Genomic DNA, 17079 nt, shown 5'->3' on the forward strand with positions numbered 1-17079 from the left:
AACTAATGATGTAACTATTATATCATATTTCAAACGTTTTCAAAAATATAGAACTCCCATTTACAATCCTCAAAAAGCGTGATACAATTGGTTTTGTTAATTCGCATCAAGGAGATTCTCATGAAGAAAAATATCTTAACCACCCTCTTGGCCGCCGTCCTTTATTTCCTCTGTCTAGGGATTGGAGTCTTCCTAGGACACCTGGTCGATCAAACAGGCAATATGTTCTACGCGCCGGCCTTTTCTGCCCTTGTCGGTGGCAGTGTCTACATGCTTCTTTTGACGAAGGTCCCTCGTTTTGGCGCTATCACCACTCTAGGACTTTTTATGGCACTTTTCTTCCTAGCTAGCAAGCATGGCGCTGGTGCCTTTCTCCCAGGACTCGCCTGTGGTCTTGCAGCAGATGCCATCGCTCGTCTCGGAAACTACAGAGATCGAATCAAAAACACCCTCTCCTTCCTCGTCTTTGCTTTTAGCACAAGTGGCCCTATCTTCCTCATGTGGATCCGTCCCAAAGCTTACGTGGCCACCTTAGTTGCACGTGGGAAATCCCAAGAATACATTGAGCGTATCATGGTCGCTCCAGAGTTGGACAAAATCCTTCTCTTTGTTTCAAGCATCCTCCTAGGTGCCTTGATTGGGGCTTTGCTTGGACAAGCCATTAGTAAAAAGTTTACACACAAAATCTAATCACTAAAAAAGAGCCCTTCGGCTCTTTTTATTTATGACTTAATTTCTTGGTCAAGAAATCTCCCAAGAACTGGATTGTAAAGATAATCAAGATGATAATGATGGTCGCCAAGATGGTCACATCGTGATTGTAACGGTTGAATCCATAGGCAATGGCCACATTACCGATACCACCAGCACCAACTGCTCCCGCCATAGCTGTTTCACCAACAAGGGAAATCAAGGTTACTGTCGTCACACGAATCAAATCTGGAAGACCTTCTGATAGGTAAACACCCACGATATCCCAGAAGGTCGCTCCGCTTGCTTGAGCAGCCTCAATGACACCACCATCTAACTCAGCCAAGACAACCTGCACCTGACGGGCAAAGAAGGCAAAGACCGCAAAAGAAAGGGGGACAAGGGCTGCATTTGGCCCAATGCTAGTCTTCACAATCAAGTGAGAGAGTGGTGACATGATTGCCAAGAGGATGATGAAAGGAACCGCACGGAAAATAGAGGTAATCTTATCCAAAATCCAAAAGATAACCTTATTTTCCAAGACACCACCTGGCGCTGTCAAGACGAGGAAAAGACCTGCCACCAGCCCCAAGAATCCTCCGATGATGAAGGAAAGAACTGTCATATAAAGAGTTAGGTAGATAGCCGTTCCCCAGCCTGCCTGACCAGCCCAGCCCATCTTGTAGACATTTGGTAAGTAAGTTTGAATCAACTCTGTCATTTTACTGTCCTCCCTTCAATACTTTTAACTGCACACCAGCCTGACGGATGGCTTCTTGAGCACCTGCTAGTGCTGCTTTTTCACCTGACAAGACCACAACCAATTCTCCAACAGGAGTGCCATCGAGAATTTCGATATTTCCATAGAGGATATTAGCCGTTACTTGGTAACGCTTGTACAATTCATTCAAAAGTGGTTCGTCTGTCGAAGCCCCTGCATACTTGAGCTGCACTAAAATACTGTTCTCAGATAAATGTTCTACGATTTCTTGCTTCTCAATCTTGACCATGGCTTCATCAATACCTGTAGCTGTTGAGATAAAGTCCTGTGTCAAAGGTTGTTTAGGGTCTGAGAAGATTTCAAGAACACTTCCTTCTTCAATCAAACGGCCATCCTGCATGACCGCCACACGGTTGGCAATGTCTTTGACAATCTGCATTTCATGCGTAATCAAAACAACCGTCAAACCTAATTTTTGGTTTAAATCTTGCAACAAGGCCAAAATCTGCTTGGTTGTCTTAGGGTCAAGGGCAGAAGTTGACTCATCTGAAATCAAGATTTTTGGATCATTGGCCAAGGCACGCGCAATAGCCACACGCTGTTTTTGCCCTCCTGATAGTTGTGAAGGGTAGTTTTCAGCACGATCCGCCAAGCCAACCAAGTCCAACAACTTGGCTACTTTAGCTTTCTTTTCTTCCTTGCTGAGTCCAGAATGTTTAAGGGCAAAGGCCACATTCTCCTCGGCCGTTTTCTGGCTCATAAGATTAAAGTGTTGGAAAATCATCCCGATATCTTGACGTTTCCGACGCAACTGCTCCGCCGTCAAAGTGACCTTACCGTCAAAAATCACATCGTCATCAATGGTGATTTTCCCTGCAGATGGTTTTTGCAAGAGGTTAATCACCCGTACAAGGGTTGATTTCCCTGCTCCAGAATATCCAACGATTCCGTAGATATCCCCTTCTTGGATGTGAATGGTCACATCCTTGACCGCTGTGATGGTTCTCTTCTTTTGGTGAAAAGTCACATCGATCTGATCTAACTTGATAATATCTCTACTCATAGCTTCTAATCAGCTCCTCTACTAATTCAATATGGGTGTAGTAATCGGCGATTCGCACGTTTTCATCTCCACCATGGTCTCGGCTATTGGCATTTCCTAGACCGAAGGCCACCATGGGTACCTCTAAGGCATCAAAGACCGTATGCATAGGTCCTGTCCCCGCTGTGGTCGGCAAGACTGAAACGCCCTGTGGATAGAATTTCTTGGCCAACTCGATCACATTGAGAATGGCCGGCGCGCTCATATCGCTTCGATAACTCATCTCTCCCAAGGTATAGTATAATTCTACCTTATCAAAGCCATTTTTGTCTAGCTGTTTCCGAATTTTTTCCAGAACATCATGCGGTTCTAAGCCAGGAACCAAACGAACTTCTAACTTAGCACTGGCTTCTGCTGGCAAAATCGTTTTAACCCCTTGCCCTTGATAACCTGACTGAATCCCTTCGATATTAAGGGCTGGCTCGAAAAAGAACCGTTTTAGAAAGGCTGCACGATCCTCTTGTAAGAGAGGTAATTCCAAACCATAAATGCGACTAATTTCCTCTGGATTGCGTTGGGCGTAAGTATCCACCAAGGCTAGCTCTCGTTTATTTGGCTCTTGAACATCCTCGTACAGGCCTTCTACTAAGATACGTCCATCTGCTGCACGTAGGCTACTTAAGGCCTGGATAAGATACCATGGAGCTGACTCCACGACACCACCATAACTCGAGTGGATATCCACATCCGCACTCTTCACCTTAGCATCAAAGGTTACAATTCCCTTGTTTCCGCCAGAGATTTCCAGCTGTTCCAAGGCGTTCTTGGTTCCTTGTTCCCAGACTAGCAAGTCCGCTCCACGAAGTTTGTCTGCGTGTTTCTCTAAATACTTATCTAGATCCATGGAAGCAGACTCCTCTGCTCCCTCCATGATAAAGCTGATATTGACAGGCAGGTCATCATGGTGCTGCATATACTTTCTCAAAGCACTCAAACGAGCTGTGATATGGCCTTTGTCGTCGTCAACCCCACGCCCATACATAAAGCCATTTCGCACAGAAAGGGTAAAAGGATCCTCTGTCCACACCTGGTCGCCATCCGCTGGCACGGTGTCATAGTGATTATAGAAGATCAAGGTCTTGGCATCCGGACGCGAACTCTTGAAATGCGCCATGACAAAGGGAGCCGTATAGCTCTCATCAATCTCCACTTCAGCCCCTACACGCTTGAAAATCTCACCCAGATAGTTTGCGACCTCCTTGAGTCCAACCTGTTGGGCAAAGACTGATTTCTTGGAAATCAAGGTGCGCAAGACTTCAAAATAATGCTGGGCAACATGATCCTTCTCAAATTTTTCAATCTGCTCTTGTTCGCTAGGAAAAACCATTTTCTCTCTCTTTCTACTACCTACTTGTGTCTTCAGAACGACCACAAGTGCCTCTTTAAAATCAACTCTCTATACAAAAGCAAGAGGTGGAAACTCTCTCCCACCTCCCTGTGTCTTATTACCAAACTGGTTGGTCCAAACCGTCTGATGTTTCTTCGATAACTTTTTTCACTTCATCAGTGTGGTAAGCTGCGATAATTTTCTTGATGGCATCAGCCTTAGGTGATGATTCCCAATCTTTTTTCGCAACAATGATGTTGTACCATTGTTTTGAGTTTTCATCAGCTTGTTCTTTGAAGAGTGCTTTCTTGTAGTCCAATTTTGCTTCTGTAACGAAGGTATTGTTTACAACGGCAGCATCAACTGATGACAATGAACGAGCTGTTTGGCTAGCGTCCAATTCAGTAATCTTCAAGTTCTTTGGATTTTCTGTGATGTTAGCAACTGTTGCAAGTGCAGTTCCAGAAACATCCAATTTGATCAAACCAGCTGATTGAAGCAAGTAAAGTGCACGGCTTTCGTTTGTTGCATCGTTTGGTACGGCGATTTCACCGTTATCTGGGATTTCTTCCACTTTGGTGTACTTGTTTTCTTCCCCATTTTTACCTGAGTATAGGCGGATTGGTGAGATATAGGTATCTGCAATCGCTACAAGGTCTTTCCCGTTTTCTTTGTTCCAGTTGTTCAAGAAGTTGTAGTGTTGGAAAGCATTCAAGTCTACTTCGCCATCAGCAGTTGCCTTGTTTGGTTGTGAATAGTCTGTGAACTCTGTGAATTCCAATTTAATTCCATCTTTTTCAACCAATTCTTGGATTTTATCCCAACGCGCTTCTTCAGAACCGCTACGGTTAACTGTTGCAATTTTGACAACTGTTTCGTTGTCTGCTTTCTTTTCTGAATTTCCGCAAGCTGCAAGAGTCAAACCTGCGACTGTAGCAAGAGCTGCTACACCGAGCCATTTTTTAATTTTCATGATTCTATCTCCTTTAAAAATAATACCGTAATAGTATCTCATACTTTATTTGATTTAGCAAATTGTTATTAGATAGGCAGACATATAGTTTGAAACTATATACCTAAAAATTGAGAAATCATCCGCCTTTCTCAGACTGGATGATTTCATACGACTATTTAATATCAGCTTCTGCTGGCAGATAAGAACCGCCAAAGAACTGTTGAGATAGCTTTTCAAGGGTTCCATCTTTATATAATTCTTGGATGCGTTTATCCACAAATGCCTTCAACTCATCTTGACCTTTGGCAAGAAGTGGGTATACGTAAGGTTGTTGGTCGCTTGGAAGTTCGATAACTTTCAAGTTATCCAAACCTTGGTCCTTGATGACTGTCTCTACACCGATCTTATCAAAAATCTTGTAGTCAAATCGGCCATCACTCAAACGTACCATGATTTGTTGGAAGTCCCCTTTAACGTAGTTAAGGATAGTTGGGTTATCTGAGTGTTGTTTGTTGTAGTCTTCTAGCTGTTTAGCAGATGTTGTTCCTTGAACAACTTCTGTTGATTTTCCACCGATATCATCAAACGATTTGATGCTAGAGTCATCTTTTTTCACTACAAGAACGTTAGGGTTTTTAGCAGTTGGAGCTGCATAAAGGTATTTTTCAGCACGTTCTTTAGTGTAGCTGATGTTGCTAACAGCCATTTGGTAACGATCAGCATCAAGTCCTGCAAAAACACCTGACCACTCTGTCTTCTCAAACTTGACAGTATACTTGTCAGAATCTTTAAAGATAGCGCGAACCACTTCAATCTCGTAACCAGTCAATTCGCCATTTTCTTCATAGTTGAATGGTTTTGGTGTAGCATTGGTTACAACGATAATTTCTTTTTTACTAGATGTTGCTTCACCAGATGCAGCATCTTTCTTCTCACCACCTGAGCAAGCTGCTAGTACACCTGCGGCAACAAGTCCTAGAGCAGCAAGAGATGAATATTTGACGATTTTTTTCATGTCATTTCCTCCAAAATAGAATACTTTACTATCTTAACAGAAAATATTTTTTTTTGCCATTATATGATATCTATCTCGGTGATAGTTTTTTTTTATGGCTGATTTAAAAGACCAGACGCAAGACTGCAATCAAGACTACCCCAAAAAGAACCGTACCTACTAGATTGCGGTAGCGAAAGGCTACCCAAGCCGTTGGAAAAACTGCCAAGAAGTCCAGCCATTTGATCTGAGGAAGGCTCCCAACCTTGCCAGTCACTACGCTTGAAAGGATCAAGGCAAAAATAATGGAAACAGGCAAGAACTTCAAAAACCGCTCAACGATAGCAGGCAAGCCCTTATACTTGACCAAGATGAAGGGAATCATACGGGGAACCCAAGTCACTAGGCCTGAAAAGATAACGGCTAACAAAAGATATTTACTGACCATCTAAGACCACCCCCATAGTACAACCTAGCAAGGTCGCAAACAGAACAGCTAGCGACTGAGACACTACTGTCAAGAGCAAAAAGAAAGACACTGCAACAACTGCTAGGATTCGCAGCAGATTGCGGACAGGAACCCGTCTTTGCATAATCTGAAATTGCGAAGTAAAAATCCCGATAAACATCCCGACAAGGGCAAAGTCTAAGCCAAAGACTTCAGGATTTGGCAGAAGGCCACCTAAAGCTGTCCCCGCAACTGTCCCAATAAACCAGGCTACATAACTATTGAGATTGTTCCCGTGCATCCACATAGGATGGACCTTGTCTGTATGGGCTAATTCTCCCATCAAAACCCCATAGGTCTCATCTGTCAGGAGACTGGACATGCCGATATTTTGCCAAAGACTAGTATGACGGAAATAGGTCGATGCATGCAAGCTCAGCAAAAAGAGTCGCAAGTTGATCAAAAAGACCGTCATAGCAATAGCTGCCACAGGCGCTTGGACCGCAATCAGTGCCAACATGGCAAACTGGGCGCTCCCAGCATAAACAAAGAGGCTCATCAAGCCCATCTCAACAGGTGTCACATAAGGCGCACCAATAATCCCACAGGCTAGACCAATGCTGACATAGCCAAGAGCAGTCGGCATGGCCGCCTGAACACCTTCCCAAAATCCTTTTTCTTTCATCCTTCTCCTCATATTCTCTCCAATTGAGGCTGTTCGTCATCACAGCCACAGCACGGACTATTATAACATATTCAAAGAAGAGAAAAAAGTTTCGGATTCGAAACCTATTGCCAGAAAAAGTGCTGAAGAGGAAGCATCATGGATACATGAGAAATTGATCCACTCGGATAGTATACTTATCGGTTTCTGTGTCTGTAGCATATTTATTTTCTGTTGGATAGACATCAACCCAGAGTTCCCACTGTTGTCCTTTTAACTTGACCTTGTAGCGATAACCGTCATCATAGATGCCTACTGTCTCAGTTGTCATGGACTGGTAATCTGGGAGTTCTTCAAGCTCTTTTTTTACAGTCTGGGATAAGTTATCGAGCAATGCTTGCTGCTCAGCTTTTGAGGCAACGGGGAAATAAGCCGCTACTGTTTCCAAGCGATGCGTTTTTGAAAATGTAAAGGTTGCTCGACCAGTATAGCCTTTCAAATTAATCTGCTCATAGTGATAGAAAAGGCGACCTGTTTTATAGAAATACGGATCTTCTGCGCGCCAAGTGTCGCGATAGGCCGTTTCCTCTTCTTCCTCCACCTCGCTTACCTTTCCAAATACTTCTTCAACAGATTTAGGAGAAATACCGAACGAAAGGGATTCAAACAAGACCAGTGGTGTCTTTTTGATATTCTGGCAAGCTGATAAAAGCATGAGTAAAGCTCCAAGAGCAAGCAGACTACTGATTATTTTTGTAAATTTCATATTTCTACTATACAAAAAAAGTCTCAGACTGACAAACTTTGGATTTTCCGATTACATTTTGAGACTTATTCTCTAAATTTGGAGGAAACAAAGGACTACTCAAAAATTAGTAACAGACATTCAAAATAAAAAAGACTGAAAAAACAGTCTTATTTATAATACTTAGCTAGTCAGTTCTTTTGTTTTTATGATTGGCAGAAACTCTAAAACAACAAGGGCAGAATTTGACCAATGGCATTATTGACTATATGCAGTCCAATAGGCCAATAAATGGACTTGGTTACTCTAAACAAGACTGCAAGTATGAGGCCACCACCCATATATACGAAAAAGTCTGTCAAGACCCAACCGTGATTACTAATGTGCAAGATTCCAAACAAAGCAGCAGAACCAAGCACATCCAGACCCCACTTCTTTCCTTTTTCCAGAGCAGTCATCACCAACCCACGATAAATCATCTCTTCAAAAATGGGACCTGCAATCACAGGATAGAAAAAATACATCAAAAATGCCGTTGCACCTGTAAAAGTAGGAACATCCAGTTGATAAGCAATTTCATTTTTGGTAGGTGGGAAAATAACAAATGTGACAAAATTCCAAATAACAAAAGCAAGAAGAGCTAAAAAGGAATAAAAAAGATAAGACCCTTTAAATTTTCTACTGTTGATTTTCTGCCATTTACCTGACCAAACCATAACAATAATAGCAAGCAGAACCACAAGAAAATTCAACATCATATCCGACAAATAATAGGCAAAGTCAGATAGACCAGCAGCAAAGTCGCTGTGTAAGAGCAGACGAATCAAGAACTGGTCAGTAATGACAAGTAGAATAGCTACAAACAAGTAGTAGCGTGAGATTATCTTTTTCATTTTATTTTCTCCTATACTATGAAATAAAGACAGTATAACACGAAAAATGCCCTATTTTAGAAAATCGCATATTTGACATTTTTTCTTATAGAAATTTCATTTTTGCGATTGTTTGTTAATCGATAAGGTCTTTATATTGCTGTAAGCGTAGTTCAAAAAGGGCTGTTAATTGTGGATTTTCTAATACTTGTAGAGATTGGATAAAGTCTTCAATCTCTTTTTGATTACTTCCCTTGGTTTGAAGGAAAATGCTCATCTTCTTTAAAAACTGCCACAATAATTTCTCAAAAACATCGTATGGACGGAGCATGCTCTCCAACTCGGCTTCAAAGATTGGGATATAAGAAAAAAGTTTGCGCTCCATGAGCTCTGAGATGATATTTAACAGTCCTTGTTTCATATACAATCGATTGTGTACTAACTCTTTAAATTCCTTGGATTTTTCAAGTAAAGAGGTGGATAAAAAGATTAGGTCCTGATTACTCAAGAAGGGCATGGTATTACAAAAAATATAAAGTTCAAACCAGGTCCAAGACTCGATAGCATAGAGATAAGTGGTCAAAAACTCACGATCCTCCTCTTCGAGTAGATAGCTTTTATCCAAGGAATGGATAGCATTTTTAATCACAATAGCGTTCAAACGACGATAGGTCTGCGCTATCTGTTCTTGTTCGACTTCCTCCAACAGTTGCTCTAAACCCGCTATATCTTGATGGGCAAAACGATCCACAACCTTTCGACCAAATCGTATGTGTGGGGATTCTTGATAGTTGTTGAGCTTGTGCCCAAACTCATCAAAGGTCACATTTATCCCTTGGATAGCTAGGATCAGCTTATCCGCAGACAGCATAGACTGTCCTAGTTCAAACTTGGATAGCTGGGATGCTGTCAGTCCATCACAAGCCACATCTGACTGCTTGAGTTTTCTCGCCAGACGCAATTCCTTGTAAAATTCTCCCAATTCCATTTTTTCAATCATGGCCAAACTCCCTTTACTATTCTATTCGTAAAAACTTTTCCTTTTTTAACATATTATAAAATATTTTAGCAAAAAAGCCAGCTTCAAGCTGACTCTTTATTCCATGGTATCAAAGGCAAGACTTGGTTTGGCATTGAGGTCCAAGTCTGCAAAGTTTTCTTTGTTCCATTCGCTGACACTGGCATAGGCAATCATACCTGCATTGTCTCCACAGAGACGCAGGGGTGGAATGATGACCTTGACATCTGTAATTTCGGCCGCTAGGCGTTCTCTGAGATCTTTATTAGCTGCCACGCCACCTGCCACGACCAGAGTTTTAACAGAGTATTTTTCCAAGGCCTTCTTGGTTTTGGCCATAAGAATATCCATGACTGCTGCTTGGAAGGACGCTGACAGGTCTTCCTTGGACAAGCTTTCTCCCTTTTGCTCGGCATTGTGGTGAAGATTGATAAAGGCAGACTTCAAACCTGAGAATGAAAACTCTAGATTGTCCTCCTTAATCATGGCACGAGGGAAATCATAAAGATCCTGCCCCTGATGAGCTAGCTCATCAATTTCGCGACCTGCTGGATAGGTCAAGCCCATGACACGGCCGACCTTATCATAGGCCTCACCAACCGCATCATCTCGTGTCTCCCCAACAATCTTGTAATCGCCAGCCTCTGACACATAGACCAACTCGGTGTGTCCTCCGCTGACCAAGAGTGCCAACAAAGGAAACTCCAAAGGCTCCACACTCTGAGCTGCCATGAGGTGACCAGCCATGTGATTAACGGGAATTAGAGGCAAGCTATGCGCCCAAGCAAAGGCCTTGGCAGCTGACAAACCAACTAGCAAAGCCCCAACCAATCCAGGTCCATAAGTAACGGCAACGGCTGTTACATCCTCTTCGGTAATTCCTGCTTCTGCTAGCGCCTCCTCGATGCAGGCTGTAATAACCTCGACATGGTGACGACTGGCCACTTCTGGCACTACACCCCCAAAACGTTTGTGACTCTCAATTTGACTCGCAATGACATTGGACAAGAGCTCATCATCGTTTTTCAGTACGGCGACACTAGTCTCATCACAGGATGTCTCAAATGCTAAAATATATCTATCCTTCATCTATTTCTCTCTTCATGATGATGGCGTCCTCGACTGGGTCATGATAGTAAGCCTTTCGCTCAGCGATGATCGCCATCTTTTCTTTCTTGTAAAATGCTTTCGCTCGTTGGTTTGACTTTCTGACTTCGAGGAAAAGCTCCTTATCCGCTGGCAATTGAGCAAACAAGGCTGACGCAATTCCCTGACCCTGATAGGCTCCTTTGACAGCAATTTGCAGGACTTCTGCCTCAAAGAGATTCTCCTGCACAGCTAGAAAGCCAATCACTTCTGTCCCATCATAAGCCAGAGCGTACCAAGTCTGGCCTTGGGACAGGTCTGCTTGGATTTGTTCCAGTGTCCAAGGGCTGACTGGGTAAACATCTGCCATGACAGCATAGATAGATTGAGCTAGGTCAGGCTGTCTTTGGATTCGTTTGATTTCTATCATAGGCGTTTAATGTAGGACTCACCAGACTCGGTGTGGTTCTTGAGCCAATTTTCCTCGGCTTCGACACGCTTGAGGTAATTTGGTACAAAGTCGTGTAAGGAGTCTGCTCCCTTGTCCCATGCCCACAAAGCTAGATTAGCTGCATTTGGCAAGGTTTTTTGGTAGCTAGCTTGTGGTAGCTGTTCTTGGATCTGCTCCACAAAGGGACCAACTTCTCCGACAAAGGTCACCTGTTCAGCATCCTTGACTTTTTCTAGCACTTCCGCAAAGGACAAGTGTGCTTCTGGCATGACAGGTTTGGCATTTTCATAAAATCCTGCATAAACATTGTTGCGACGCGCATCCATCAAAGTAACAAGTAAGCCTTCTTGTTGGCGTGGCACCAGAGCCAAGAGGCTAGACATACCAACCAACTCAATGTTCAGGGTATGAGCCAAGGTCTTGGCAGTTGCTACCGCAATTCGCAAACCTGTGTAGCTACCTGGCCCTTCAGCGACCACGATTCGATCCAAATCCTTAGGTGTCCAATCCAAACTGGCCATCAAAAAATCAATGGCAGGCATAAGGGTAATACTGTGATTCTTCTTAATATTAATCGTCGTCTCGGCAAGAACCTGCTTGTCCTCTAAAATAGCGAGAGAAAGAGCCTTGCTGGACGTATCAAAAGCTAATACTTTCATAACACATTCCTATCTTTTTGTCTGCTTACTATTATACTACAAAAGCTGACGCATGGGAATTTTCTTTGTTTCCAAACAAAAAGGCCTACCACTTAGACAAAAAGAAGTGTAAATAAGTCATATATTCCTTAACTCGATTGTCGACGTTAGAAATCATCGTCATAACAATAAAGATAGCACCTAAAAATAGAAAAATCCATCCCATCTAAAGACGAGGTGGATTTTCTGTATATCTAGAGGAATAATTGACTTTAGGCATTTAAACCAAAGTAGAAAACGAGCCAGACAACATAGGTGACCAGGAGGAGAAAAATTGAATAGAGCGTCACAAAAGCAAGCTTCCAAAGGAACTTTGTTTTGCGGTGTTCCAGATGCACAAACAGGGCATTCCCCCCATAGACACAAGCTACAAAGACTACAAACATCAAGAGGCGAACCCCTACTGCAAATTCAAACAAACTAAACATTCTTAATCCTCCTTTTGGTATTGCTATTTTTATATAAACTGTTGACAATGTTGGTCTATCAATGTTAAAATGTAATTCAACATTGGTAGGAAAATCAGGTTGAGTTGTTTACTCTTCGGGTTGCAGTGCTATCCCTGAAACTTTGGTTTCTAAAGAACTGAAATTGCGATTGAACAATTCGCCCCCAGTGTTTGACGGCTCTTGACTTCGGTCAGGAGCTTTTTGATGCTTTTAAAGTTGATTCCCTCAGTAAGTTATAGTAAAGTATAAATATCGAGAGGATAACATAGGGCGACTGGTGACAGAGCGTTCAAAGGTACTTGTTTCAAGTACGGGTGAGGTGCTACTTTCAGCTTCGGGCTGTAAAGAACCCTTGAGCAGATACGTCCTCTTTTTTTGCTTACTCTTAAATTAAGGACTTTCCCTTGCCTGTTCAGTAAGCACTCCACTCCATCTTGCTATTTCTACATCGTTATACTTATAGATTGACTTCTTAGCCTCATAGATGATAGAATTAAGTAAAAGCTGAGATCGAGTTTGATTTGGTGACAAGTCATTCAAAGGTTGCGATGCATTCGCTTCAGGCAGAGGTGCTACCATCTGGACTGCCCCAGGAAAATCCCCGAGTTTTGTCTCAGCCTTTTTATTTGCTCTTGAGATTTCTCAAGAGTTTTTCTTTTTTCAAAGGTATCATTCTGTCCCAGCCATCTACACCAACGATTAATGAAACTAAAACTGTATTCTTCCTTAAATCTACTATCTCCATAGATTCCCCCTTTAATTATAACACCTAAGCGCTCTCCGACCAAATCCTACCTGTCTTTTTGCTCCTTCTTACCCTCCCTACTTTCTCCATTTCCGTCTTTTACTAATTTTTCATTTTGTGGTATAATTGAAATAATTGTAACGAATCAAGGTCAATCTAGACACAAAATGGAATGAAATCAAGCAAATCTCTGCTAAAAGTTTGGAATAAGCTGACCTGTAAATAGAAAGGAACTATATGATTTACAAAGTTTTTTATCAAGAAACAAAAGAACGTAGCCCACGTCGTGAAACAACACGCTCACTTTACCTAGACATCGATGCCAACTCAGAACTTGAGGGACGTATCGCTGCTCGCCAACTTGTCGAAGAAAACCGCCCAGAGTACAACATCGAATTCATCGAACTCTTGTCTGACAAATTGCTAGATTACGAAAAAGAAACTGGCGCTTTCGAGATTACGGAGTTCTAATATGGCCTACACTCTTAAACCTGAAGAAGTCGGCGTTTTTGCCATCGGTGGTCTGGGAGAAATCGGGAAAAACACTTACGGAATTGAATACCAAGATGAGATTATCATCGTCGATGCTGGGATTAAATTCCCAGAAGATGACTTGCTGGGTATCGACTATGTCATTCCTGATTACTCTTACATCGTAGACAATATCGACCGTGTCAAGGCTGTTTTGATCACACACGGACACGAGGACCACATTGGTGGAATTCCTTTCCTGCTCAAGCAAGCAAATGTCCCTATCTACGCTGGACCACTTGCCTTGGCTTTGATCCGTGGAAAACTCGAAGAACACGGTCTCTTGCGCAACGCCAAACTTTACGAAATCAACCACAATACTGAGTTGACCTTTAAAAATCTCAAGGCAACTTTCTTTAGAACCACCCACTCCATTCCAGAGCCTTTGGGGATTGTCATTCATACTCCTCAAGGTAAAATCGTCTGTACGGGTGACTTTAAGTTTGACTTTACTCCAGTTGGGGAACCAGCGGACTTGCACCGTATGGCAGCCCTTGGTGAAGAAGGCGTACTCTGCCTCCTCTCTGACTCGACAAATGCAGAAGTTCCAACCTTTACCAACTCTGAAAAAGTCGTTGGTCAGTCCATCATGAAGATTATCCAAGGCATCGAAGGACGTATCATCTTTGCATCCTTTGCCTCAAATATCTTCCGTCTCCAGCAAGCAACGGATGCTGCAGTTAAGACTGGACGCAAGATTGCGGTCTTTGGACGTTCTATGGAAAAGGCCATTGTCAACGGTATCGAGCTTGGCTACATCAAAGCTCCTAAGGGAACTTTTATCGAGCCAAATGAAATCAAAGACTACCCTGCAGGCGAGGTTCTGATCCTCTGTACAGGTAGTCAAGGCGAGCCGATGGCTGCCCTCTCTCGTATCGCTAACGGAACCCACCGTCAGGTGCAACTTCAACCCGGCGATACCGTTATCTTCTCTTCAAGTCCTATCCCTGGAAATACCACTAGCGTCAACAAGCTGATTAACATTATCTCAGAAGCTGGTGTCGAAGTCATTCACGGAAAGATTAACAATATCCACACCTCTGGACACGGTGGTCAGCAAGAGCAAAAACTCATGCTTCGTTTGATCAAGCCCAAATACTTCATGCCTGTTCACGGTGAATATCGTATGCAGAAAGTCCACGCTGGACTAGCGGTGGATACGGGTGTCGAGAAGGACAATATCTTTATCATGAGCAATGGTGATGTGCTTGCCCTTACTGCTAACTCAGCCCGTATCGCAGGGCACTTCAATGCCCAAGACATCTATGTTGATGGAAATCGTATCGGTGAAATCGGTGCGGCTGTCCTCAAAGACCGCAGAGATCTATCTGAAGATGGTGTCGTTCTAGCAGTCGCAACTGTTGACTTTAAGTCGCAGATGATTCTATCTGGTCCAGATATCCTCAGCCGAGGCTTTGTCTACATGAGGGAATCTGGCGACTTGATTCGCCAAAGCCAACGTATCCTCTTCAATGCTATTCGTATCGCACTGAAGAACAAAGATGCTAGCGTGCAATCTGTCAATGGTGCTATTGTCAACGCCATTCGCCCCTTTCTCTATGAAAATACGGAACGTGAGCCGATTATCATCCCGATGATCCTCACACCAGATGAAGAATAATACTCTTCGAAAATCAACAAAACAGCCCCATCTTCGGAGCTGTTTTTCTATGCTTTCTTTTCTTGATTCTTAGAAATACTACGATTTTTACCTTCTAGGTACACCATCAAAATAGAAATATCTGCTGGATTTACTCCCGAAATACGGCTAGCTTGACCGATGGTTTCTGGATTGATCAGTTTGAACTTCTGGCGAGCTTCTGTTGCGATAGAATCAATGTCATCCCAGTCGATATTGGCTGGAATGCGTTTTTCTTCCATGCGTTTCATCTTGGCAACCTGATCCATGGCTTTGGAAATATAGCCTTCGTACTTGATTTCTGTTTCAATCAATTCGATAATCTTGTCATCCAAGTCCTCAGCAGCTGGACCAATGAAGACTACCACATCTTGGTAAGAAACTTCTGGGCGACGAAGGAATTCCTTGGCTGTCACCGCATCAGTCAATGGTTTGAAGCCCATCTCCTCAACCTTGGCATTGGTTTCCTTGACTGGCTTGAGTTTGATGCTATCAAGACGCTGCATCTCATTGTCAAATTGGTTCTTCTTAATCTCAAAACGAGCCCAGCGTTCATCGTCCACAAGCCCAATCTCGCGTCCCATCTCGGTCAACCGCATGTCGGCATTGTCATGACGGAGGATGAGACGATATTCAGCTCGACTGGTCAAAAGGCGATAAGGTTCGATCGTTCCCTTGGTCACCAAGTCATCAATCATGACCCCGATATAACCATCGCTTCGCTTCAAAATCAATTCAGGTTTGCCTTGGATTTTCAGAGCTGCATTGATACCCGCGATGATCCCTTGGCCAGCAGCTTCTTCGTAACCTGATGTTCCATTTGTCTGACCAGCTGTGAAAAGGCCTGAGATTTTCTTGGTTTCCAGAGTGGCACGTAACTGGTGAGGCAAGACCATGTCGTACTCGATAGCATAACCAGTTCGCATCATCTCAGCATTTTCCAAACCTTTGATAGAATGAACTAGCTCGCGCTGTACATCTTCAGGCAGACTGGTTGAAAGACCTTGAACATAGACTTCCTCTGTATTGCGCCCTTCTGGCTCAAGGAAGAGTTGGTGGCGTTCCTTATCCGCAAAGCGCACAATCTTGTCCTCAATCGACGGACAGTAGCGAGGCCCTACACCCTTAACTACACCTGTAAACATAGGCGCACGATGGAGGTTGTTTTGAATAATCTCATGACTGGTACCATTGGTATAGGTTAACCAGCATGGAACTTGGTCTTTGACATAGTCCTCATCACGCGAAGTGTATGAGAAGTGATTAGGCGCTTCGTCTCCTGGCTGAATTTCTGTCATATCGTAGTTGATAGAAGAAGCCTTGACACGTGGAGGGGTTCCTGTCTTGAAACGACCAATTTCAAGCCCAAGTTCCTTGAGATTATCAGCTAGGTTAATCGAAGCTAGGCTGTGGTTAGGTCCTGATGAGTACTTGAGGTCTCCGATGATGATTTCCCCACGGAGTGCAGTCCCTGTCGTCACAATAACGGCCTTAGCAGCATACTCTTGATGGGTTGCTGTACGCACACCGACAACCTTACCATCTTCCACCAAAATCTCATCAATCATGGTCTGACGAAGAGTCAGATTCTCTTGATTTTCAACTGTCTTGCGCATTTCCTTAGAGTAAAGTTCCTTGTCAGCCTGCGCACGAAGGGCACGGACAGCTGGCCCCTTCCCAGTGTTGAGCATCTTCATCTGGATGTAACTCTTGTCAATGGTCTTAGCCATTTCGCCACCAAGGGCATCCACTTCACGCACGACAATCCCCTTGGCAGAACCACCGATTGAAGGGTTACAAGGCATGAAAGCCAGCATTTCAATGTTGATGGTCGCAAGCAAGACCTTACAGCCCATACGGCTGGCAGCTAAGGAAGCCTCGACTCCAGCGTGTCCCGCACCGATTACAATAATATCGTATTCTTCCGTAAAATTATAAGTCATT

The 17079-nt window shown here is 43.3% G+C and carries 19 protein-coding genes; 3 read left to right on the forward strand and 16 right to left on the reverse strand.

The annotated features are described in order from the left end of the window. Positions 1 to 120 precede the first annotated feature (120 nt). Positions 121 to 690 (forward strand): MptD family putative ECF transporter S component, encoded by a 570-nt coding sequence (locus FD735_RS09030; protein ID WP_139659003.1) that lies wholly within the window; start codon positions 121 to 123, stop codon positions 688 to 690. A 28-nt stretch (positions 691 to 718) separates the two neighbouring features. Here FD735_RS09030 and FD735_RS09035 read toward each other — a convergent pair whose 3' ends face one another. The 15 genes from FD735_RS09035 to FD735_RS09970 all read right to left on the reverse strand — a co-directional run bounded on the left by FD735_RS09035 (position 719) and on the right by FD735_RS09970 (position 12965). Beyond that, positions 719 to 1411 (reverse strand): methionine ABC transporter permease, encoded by a 693-nt coding sequence (locus FD735_RS09035; protein ID WP_000137507.1) that lies wholly within the window; start codon positions 1409 to 1411, stop codon positions 719 to 721. Between the two features lies 1 nt (position 1412). Continuing rightward, a complete protein-coding gene (locus FD735_RS09040; RefSeq protein WP_042903024.1) occupies positions 1413 to 2474 on the reverse strand; it encodes a methionine ABC transporter ATP-binding protein in 1062 nt (353 codons plus the stop codon). Next, on the reverse strand, positions 2467 to 3840 hold the full coding sequence (locus tag FD735_RS09045) for a M20/M25/M40 family metallo-hydrolase (protein ID WP_000231780.1): 1374 nt from the start codon (positions 3838 to 3840) through the stop codon (positions 2467 to 2469). Before FD735_RS09045 ends, FD735_RS09040 begins: the two co-directional genes overlap by 8 nt. 118 nt (positions 3841 to 3958) lie before the next feature. Continuing rightward, entirely contained in the window at positions 3959 to 4813 is an 855-nt protein-coding gene (locus FD735_RS09050) for a MetQ/NlpA family ABC transporter substrate-binding protein (RefSeq protein WP_000694533.1), read from the reverse strand. 154 nt (positions 4814 to 4967) lie between these two features. Then, entirely contained in the window at positions 4968 to 5810 is an 843-nt protein-coding gene (locus FD735_RS09055) for an amino acid ABC transporter substrate-binding protein (RefSeq protein WP_084921146.1), read from the reverse strand. Between the two features lie 103 nt (positions 5811 to 5913). Continuing rightward, positions 5914 to 6237: an AzlD domain-containing protein gene (locus FD735_RS09060; protein WP_000253946.1), complete on the reverse strand. Its 324-nt coding sequence runs from the start codon at positions 6235 to 6237 to the stop codon at positions 5914 to 5916. Further along, positions 6227 to 6922: an AzlC family ABC transporter permease gene (locus FD735_RS09065; RefSeq protein WP_000659754.1), complete on the reverse strand. Its 696-nt coding sequence runs from the start codon at positions 6920 to 6922 to the stop codon at positions 6227 to 6229. Before FD735_RS09065 ends, FD735_RS09060 begins: the two co-directional genes overlap by 11 nt. Positions 6923 to 7058: 136 nt before the next feature. After that, positions 7059 to 7667, reverse strand: coding sequence for a hypothetical protein (locus tag FD735_RS09070; RefSeq protein WP_139659004.1), 609 nt, complete (start codon positions 7665 to 7667; stop codon positions 7059 to 7061). A gap of 203 nt (positions 7668 to 7870) precedes the next feature. Further along, positions 7871 to 8539, reverse strand: coding sequence for a CPBP family intramembrane glutamic endopeptidase (locus FD735_RS09075; protein ID WP_139659005.1), 669 nt, complete (start codon positions 8537 to 8539; stop codon positions 7871 to 7873). Positions 8540 to 8654: 115 nt separating this feature from the next. Continuing rightward, positions 8655 to 9518 (reverse strand): XRE/MutR family transcriptional regulator, encoded by an 864-nt coding sequence (locus FD735_RS09080; protein WP_139659006.1) that lies wholly within the window; start codon positions 9516 to 9518, stop codon positions 8655 to 8657. A 96-nt stretch (positions 9519 to 9614) separates the two neighbouring features. Next, positions 9615 to 10625, reverse strand: coding sequence for a tRNA (adenosine(37)-N6)-threonylcarbamoyltransferase complex transferase subunit TsaD (tsaD, locus tag FD735_RS09085; RefSeq protein WP_139659007.1), 1011 nt, complete (start codon positions 10623 to 10625; stop codon positions 9615 to 9617). Continuing rightward, a complete protein-coding gene (gene rimI / locus FD735_RS09090) occupies positions 10615 to 11052 on the reverse strand; it encodes a ribosomal protein S18-alanine N-acetyltransferase (protein WP_139659008.1) in 438 nt (145 codons plus the stop codon). Before rimI ends, tsaD begins: the two co-directional genes overlap by 11 nt. Continuing rightward, positions 11049 to 11732: a tRNA (adenosine(37)-N6)-threonylcarbamoyltransferase complex dimerization subunit type 1 TsaB gene (gene tsaB, locus FD735_RS09095; protein ID WP_139659009.1), complete on the reverse strand. Its 684-nt coding sequence runs from the start codon at positions 11730 to 11732 to the stop codon at positions 11049 to 11051. Before tsaB ends, rimI begins: the two co-directional genes overlap by 4 nt. Positions 11733 to 11983: 251 nt before the next feature. Next, positions 11984 to 12199, reverse strand: coding sequence for a hypothetical protein (locus tag FD735_RS09100; protein ID WP_000492029.1), 216 nt, complete (start codon positions 12197 to 12199; stop codon positions 11984 to 11986). Between the two features lie 643 nt (positions 12200 to 12842). Then, on the reverse strand, positions 12843 to 12965 hold the full coding sequence (locus FD735_RS09970; RefSeq protein ID WP_255296283.1) for a hypothetical protein: 123 nt from the start codon (positions 12963 to 12965) through the stop codon (positions 12843 to 12845). Positions 12966 to 13202: 237 nt separating this feature from the next. Between FD735_RS09970 and FD735_RS09110 the strand changes: the two genes are divergently transcribed. Both FD735_RS09110 and FD735_RS09115 read left to right on the forward strand, forming a co-directional pair. Continuing rightward, complete coding sequence (locus FD735_RS09110; RefSeq protein ID WP_000639581.1) at positions 13203 to 13436, forward strand: DNA-dependent RNA polymerase subunit epsilon; 234 nt, start codon at positions 13203 to 13205, stop codon at positions 13434 to 13436. 1 nt (position 13437) lies between these two features. After that, positions 13438 to 15117: a ribonuclease J1 gene (locus tag FD735_RS09115; RefSeq protein WP_070569451.1), complete on the forward strand. Its 1680-nt coding sequence runs from the start codon at positions 13438 to 13440 to the stop codon at positions 15115 to 15117. 47 nt (positions 15118 to 15164) lie between these two features. Here the strand turns inward: FD735_RS09115 and mnmG are convergent, their stop codons facing one another. After that, complete coding sequence (gene mnmG / locus FD735_RS09120) at positions 15165 to 17078, reverse strand: tRNA uridine-5-carboxymethylaminomethyl(34) synthesis enzyme MnmG (protein ID WP_139659011.1); 1914 nt, start codon at positions 17076 to 17078, stop codon at positions 15165 to 15167. Position 17079 lies beyond the last annotated feature (1 nt).

Origin of the sequence: Streptococcus sp. 1643 (assembly GCF_006228325.1) — a bacterium.
Lineage (GTDB): Bacteria > Bacillota > Bacilli > Lactobacillales > Streptococcaceae > Streptococcus.